Annotated in this window: 5 protein-coding genes; all 5 read left to right on the top strand. The window is 47.8% G+C overall.

Annotated elements, in window-relative coordinates; translation table 11 throughout:
• The first annotated feature begins 207 nt into the window (after positions 1-207).
• The 5 genes from V7K61_RS09020 (at position 208) to V7K61_RS09000 (ending at position 4,229) form a co-directional block, all read left to right on the top strand.
• Positions 208-561 (top strand): hypothetical protein, encoded by a 354-nt coding sequence (locus V7K61_RS09020; protein WP_335052882.1) that lies wholly within the window; start codon positions 208-210, stop codon positions 559-561.
• A 36-nt stretch (positions 562-597) separates the two neighbouring features.
• Complete coding sequence (locus V7K61_RS09015; RefSeq protein WP_335052880.1) at positions 598-1,305, top strand: nitroreductase; 708 nt, start codon at positions 598-600, stop codon at positions 1,303-1,305.
• Between the two features lie 54 nt (positions 1,306-1,359).
• A complete protein-coding gene (locus V7K61_RS09010; RefSeq protein WP_335052878.1) occupies positions 1,360-2,280 on the top strand; it encodes an NmrA family NAD(P)-binding protein in 921 nt (306 codons plus the stop codon).
• Positions 2,281-2,356: 76 nt separating this feature from the next.
• Positions 2,357-3,115 carry an SDR family oxidoreductase gene (locus V7K61_RS09005; RefSeq protein ID WP_335052876.1) on the top strand — a complete coding sequence of 253 codons (759 nt, stop codon included), beginning with the start codon at positions 2,357-2,359 and terminating at the stop codon, positions 3,113-3,115.
• Between the two features lie 157 nt (positions 3,116-3,272).
• Positions 3,273-4,229: an aldo/keto reductase gene (locus tag V7K61_RS09000; RefSeq protein WP_335052875.1), complete on the top strand. Its 957-nt coding sequence runs from the start codon at positions 3,273-3,275 to the stop codon at positions 4,227-4,229.
• Positions 4,230-4,287: the final 58 nt, after the last annotated feature.

Here is a 4,287-nt window from a genome sequence, read left to right as displayed (position 1 = left end):
AAGGAGATGCGATCGCAGATCATATCCGTCGCTTTATGACAACTCATGTTGGACAATCACAGGACGGGAGCAACACGATTTTGTGAGGTGGCAAAACTGGGGGGCTTTTCGCATTGCTCCCCACAGGACACAGGACTCATCATCATGAAAAAACTAGACCAAAAAATGATTTTACAACACTAATTGAAAACACTACTGAAAAGATCCGTGTTACTCCTTGCTCTGCCAATCAGTGTCTTAGTTAATTTTTCCTTAAGAGCTTCTGCTGATTCAACTGCTGGCATCATCCTGAGTACTAAATGCCAAGACGGCAACAACATCAATATTTGGCAGAATTATAATTCTGGTGAACTGCTCTATCGGGCGACCAATCCCAACGGTCATTTAAGTTTGGGCAAAGGAACTAAGCAAGCGACAGAAGGTGTTCGAGTGTATAAGTTTCGGAATAGAAATTATCAATATTGGGTGTGGGATGGCACGTTAGATAGCCCGCAGTCTGGAACTTTAGAGGTGTATAAAAACAATCGGATCTTGATGCGCCAAACTTGTAGGAAAAATTGAATCTTCAGTACTCTTTCTCATAGAGGTTTATTAAATATGTTCGATCTCGACCAAACTATCAAAGACCGGCACTCAACCCGAAAATTCTTATCCAAACCCGTACCGCGAATTTTACTCGATGAAGCTCTTGCTCTAGCACAGCTCGCGCCGTCGAATTCTAATACCCAGCCGTGGCGGGTAGTATTTGCTGAAGGTACTCGACGCGATCAACTGAAAAAGGCTTTGCTAAAGCAAGCGCAGCATTTTGACGAGTCTCAGCTACCCAAAATCGCTCAACTGCCAGAGGCATTTCAGCATTACCGCCAGGAACTAGGTGAACAAGTCTATGGAGCGATGGGGATTGCTCGTGATGATACAGCGAGTCGAGAACGAGCCGTTCTGCGTAATTACGAATTTTTTGATGCCCCAATAGTCGGTATCGTCTGTATGCACCGAGAACTAGGCGATGCGGATGCTTTAAGTGTAGGGATCTATTTACAAACGCTGATGCTGAGTCTGACTGCTCGTGGACTGGGCACCTGCGCTCAGGTTTCGCTAGCCGCTTATCCTGAAATCATTCGCAGCGAGTTAAATATCCCACCGGAATTATCGATCCTGTGCGGTTTAGCCGTTGGCTATACCGATCCTGATTTTCCCCCTAATCACCTGCATATTAGCCGCGATCCCGTTGAGAAAAATATCTCATTTCTCGACGATTTTGAGCTAGCACATAGAAGTGATTGGAATACTCTTGTTAGAGCGTAATATTTGGGGAAAATCGCTAAAATGCACTCCCAGAGATGGTTTTAAGGATCTTTATTGAAGCCGGAAGCTTGGAAAGATGTTTATCAATTGTCTACTATTTACAAGGAGAGCGAAATGTACGCTATTACTGGAATTACAGGTCAGGTCGGCGGTGCCGTCGCCCGCAAATTGTTGAGCGACAATCAGTCTGTCTGCGCTGTGATTCGTGATGCTAAGAAGGGAACTGCCTGGGTCGAGCAGGGTTGTGCAGTTGCCCTAGCGGACATGAACGATGCTGACGCACTCACAGCAGCTTTTAGAAAAGCTGAGGGTGTCTTCGTTGTGATTCCGCCAAACTTTGCGCCATCACCGGGCTTTCCCGAAACACGGGCAATTGTCGCTGCTCTGCGTACTGCAATCGCAGCAGTGCATCCGGGCAAAGTCGTCTGCCTGTCCACCATTGGCGCACAGGCAACCCAGTCGAACCTACTGACTCAACTTCAGATATTGGAGCAAGTATTGGGGGATCTGCCGATGCCGATCACCTTTCTTCGTCCCGCCTGGTTTATGGAGAACGAAGCTTGGGACGTAGCACCCGCCAGAGAGAGTGGCATTATCCAAAGCTTCCTGCAACCGTTGGATAAACCTGTGCCGATGATTGCGACGGCGGATATCGGTTGTGTTGCCTCCGAGTTGCTGCAACAGACTTGGAGTGGACGGCGAATCGTCGAAATCGAGGGACCGCACCGGGTAACGCCGAATGACATTGCAAAGGGCTTTTCCAAGATTCTGGGTCGTCCGGTACATGCGGAGGTAGTTCCCCGCGAAACCTGGGAGGCGCTGTTCAAGGCTCAGGGTACAGCCGATCCAGAGCCGCGCATTCGAATGCTTGACGGTTTCAACGAGGGCTGGATGGAGTTCGAGAGTGGTGAGTCTGGCTCCATCAAAGGCGAAGTCGAACTGGAAACTGTTCTGAAAAGCTTGGTGGAGCGATGATTCAGAAGATTATACCCTTGTCACGACACCCTATTTCAGTGAATCATGTCTCAAAATACACCCAAGGAAATTAACAATGACTACGTTATCTGGAAAAGTCGCACTCGTTACAGGTGGAACATCAGGTATTGGTAAAGCAACCGCTCTAGCTCTAGCTCTAGCTGGAGCAAAAGTAGTTGTTGCAGGTCGTCGGCAAGTTGAAGGTGAAGAAACAATTCGACAGATTCAAGCAATGGGTGGGGAAGGCTTTTCTGTGACGACAGATGTTTCTAAAGAAGCCGATGTGCAGATACTGATTGAGAAAATAATGACCCACTACGGACGACTTGACATTGCTTTCAACAATGCTGGAGTGGAACAAGATTCCACACCGTTAGCAGAGCAAACCGAAGCTACTTACGATCGCATCATGGATATCAATGTTAAAGGGGTATGGTTGTCTTTGAAACATGAGATTCCAGCCTTGTTGAAAAATGGCGGTGGGGCGATCGTCAATACTAGTTCAGTTTTGGGTTTGGTCGGTGGTGCAATGGTGCCGATTTACACCGCTAGTAAACACGCTGTAGAAGGGCTAACAAAATCAGTGGCATTAGAATTTGTCAAGCAAGGAATTCGGGTGAATGCCGTCAGCCCGGGCCCAATTCAAACCGAAATGCTTGATCGCCTTTTCAAAGCAAATCCAAAAGCGACCGAGGATTTCATCAAAGGGCAGCCAATGGGTCGGATTGGTACGCTGTCAGAAGTGGTAAATGCTGTACTATGGCTCTGTTCAGACGCTTCTAGTTTTGTCACTGGACAATCGCTCACAGTTGATGGTGGATTTATCGTGCAATAACGAAAAACATTCCTCTGGCAGGTTAGGATCTTTTGCGGTTTCTGCACAGAACATTTTGCGCTGAGTTCTCAAAAGCCTGTCCACACCGCAGATTAGACCTCTAACACTGTTTCGGTTGGCAATTCAGAGTTTTATAGGCAAATCAAGGAAACTACCAATGAAAACACGCAAACTCGGCAATCAAGGACTTGTGGTTTCAGAATTAGGACTAGGCTGTATGGGAATGTCTGATTTCTATGGTGGACAGGACGATCGAGAAGCGCTCGCCACGATTCACCGGGCATTAGAACTCGGCATTACCTTACTGGATACTGCCGATATGTATGGACCCTTTACCAATGAAGAGTTGGTAGGCAGAGCCATCAAAGACCGTCGCGATCAGGTAGCGATCGCTGTTCAAACGCTGCTGGAACGAGACGGCATTGAATTCTTGCTGAAGACAAATGTATTGAAAGTAGATCGCGTTGACAATGCGACTGTCCTTCATCTCCAGGTTGCCGATCGCTTCCTTAGCCTCCAAGGTTCACATTTGCTCGTCGCTATCGGCCGTGCGCCAACCACTGATAGCTTAAATTTAGCTGCCGCTGGTGTGGCAACTGATGCCCACGGGTTTATTGTAGTCAACGATCGCCTGGAAACAAACATACCGGGGATTTGGGCGTTAGGCGACATCAATGGAGGACTGCAATATACCCATGTCTCGCTTGATGATTACCGTGTTGTCAAAGCAAATCTGATTGATGGTGGCAACCGCAGCACGTGCGAGCGATTGATTCCATCCTGTCTGTTCATAGATCCCGAACTGGCTCATGTGGGTCTGACCGAAACGGAAGCACAGCAACAAGGGTATGCCATCCGCGTGGCGAAACTGGATGCCTCAGCGATTCCTAGAGCAAAAACTCTCGGTCAAACCGATGGACTGATGAAGGCGATCATGGATACCGAGACAGGTCGGATTCTCGGTTGTTCCCTGTTGTGTCATGAAGCGGGGGAAGTGATTTCGACGGTGCAGATAGTGATGCAAGCTCAGATGCCTTACACTGTTCTACGCGATGGAGTCTTGACTCATCCCACGATGACCGAAGGGTTAAATATGCTGTTTTCAAAGTTGTAAAACGCAACCTTGGGCTTTAATTAAATCCGCAGCCCACAGAGTTACATCTTTTACAACT

The organism is Nostoc sp., assembly GCF_036918015.1.
In the GTDB taxonomy this organism is placed as follows: Bacteria; Cyanobacteriota; Cyanobacteriia; order Cyanobacteriales; family Nostocaceae; genus Nostoc.
The sequence above is the reverse complement of the archived record's forward strand: the minus strand, read 5'-3'. Positions and strand labels throughout refer to the sequence as shown.

Coding starts and splice junctions, on each gene's coding strand:
- V7K61_RS09015 (WP_335052880.1), top strand. CDS start 598: ATGTTCGATCTCGACCAAACTATCAAAGACCGGCACTCAACCCGAAAA.
- V7K61_RS09005 (WP_335052876.1), top strand. CDS start 2,357: ATGACTACGTTATCTGGAAAAGTCGCACTCGTTACAGGTGGAACATCA.
- V7K61_RS09000 (WP_335052875.1), top strand. CDS start 3,273: ATGAAAACACGCAAACTCGGCAATCAAGGACTTGTGGTTTCAGAATTA.